At 56.1% G+C, this 1,768-nt stretch carries 1 protein-coding gene; it reads left to right on the forward strand.

Translation table 11 applies throughout. The features are described from left to right. Positions 1-1,768, forward strand: a 1,768-nt coding sequence (locus ACL9RM_RS26400; protein ID WP_414126692.1) for a non-ribosomal peptide synthetase, incomplete at both ends; no start/stop codon positions are given.

The raw sequence follows: 1,768 nt of genomic DNA on the forward strand, positions 1-1,768 counted from the left end.
TTGACCTACGCGGAGCTGAATGAGCGCGCGAACCGTTTGGCTCGGACGCTGCGTGCGGAAGGTGTTGAACCGGATCAGCCCGTGGGCATTTTGGTTCAGCGTTCGCTGGACATGATCGTAGGCATTTATGCGATCCTCAAAGCAGGCGGAGCTTATGTACCCATCGATCCAGAATATCCGGCGGACCGCATCCACTTTATGCTGGAGGACTCGGGCGCGAAGCTGGTACTGACGCAGTCGCATCTGGCTGAGCAAGCCTCACGGAGTTTCAACGGCCATGTGCTGGTGTTGGATCGTCATGAGCAGGATGGCAAGGAAATATACCACGAAGATGGCTCGAATCTGAAGCCATTGGCTGGGCCACGCCATGTAGCCTATGTCATCTACACCTCCGGCTCCACGGGAAAACCGAAGGGCGTGATGGTGGAGCACCATTCCGTGTTGAACCGGATTTTGTGGATGCATGATCGATACGGCTTGAGTGCAGAAGACACAATCCTGCAAAAGACCGCATTCACGTTCGACGTATCGGTGTGGGAGCTGTTCTGGTGGTCGCTGGTTGGCTCGAAGGTGAGTCTGCTGTCCGTTGGCGGGGAAAAGAACCCGGAAGACATCGTTGACACGATTGCCCGCGATGGCGTGAGCACGATGCACTTTGTTCCCGCCATGCTGCATGCGTTCCTGGAGTACGTGGAGCAGCAGCCACGGGAAGTGATGCAAGCGAAGCTGGGCACGCTGCGCCACGTATTTGCCAGCGGCGAAGCGTTGCCGCCACAGCATGTGGCCCGGTTCCAGCGGCTTGTGTCGAGCCTGGCCGGAGCGAAGCTGATCAACCTGTACGGTCCAACCGAAGCGACGGTGGACGTATCGTACTTTGATTGTGAACCGGATGAGGAATATGGAGTTATTCCAATCGGAAAACCGATTCAGAATATTCGTCTGTACATCGTGAAGGAAGGCACGGAGCAATTGCAGCCGATCGGGGTTGCAGGAGAACTGTGCATCAGCGGTGTCGGCGTAGCCCGAGGCTATCTGAACCGTCCAGAGCTGACGGCCGAGAAATTCGTAACCGATCCGTTTGCTGGCGGGGAAGCAGGCTATGAACGGATGTACCGCACAGGCGATTTGGCGAGATGGATGCCGGACGGGAACATTGAATATTTGGGCCGGATCGACCATCAAGTGAAAATCCGGGGGTACCGGATTGAGCTGGGCGAGGTCGAATCGCAGCTGCTCCAAGTGGAATCGGTACGAGAAGCGGTCGTCGTGGCTCGTGCAGACGAAACGGGCCAAAAACAAATGGTGGCGTACTATGTCGCCGGGCAAGAAATGGGTGCCAGCGAGCTGAGAAGTGAACTAGGCCGAGAACTGCCAAGCTACATGGTGCCATCGTACTTTGTACAGCTGGAGCAGATGCCACTGAGTCCTAATGGCAAAATTGACCGCAAGGCCCTACCAGCACCGGAAGGCAGCCTACAAACCGGAACGGATTATGCAGAGCCGCGTACTGCTCAAGAACGCGCTCTAGTAGCGGTCTGGCAGTCGGTACTGGGACTGCAGACTGTCGGTATTTTGGACAATTTCTTCGATCTGGGCGGCGATTCGATCAAGGCGATCCAAATCGCATCCCGTGCGTTCCAGGCTGGCTATAAGCTGGACATGAAGGATTTGTTCCAGTATCCAACGGTGGAAGCACTGGCACCGCATATGCATGAGGTCAGTCGTATGGCAGATCAAGGAGAAGTAAGCGGGGAAACCGCTTTGCTTC

Source organism: Paenibacillus sp. S29, assembly GCF_049319765.1.
Classification (GTDB): Bacteria; Bacillota; Bacilli; order Paenibacillales; family Paenibacillaceae; genus Paenibacillus; species Paenibacillus polymyxa_B.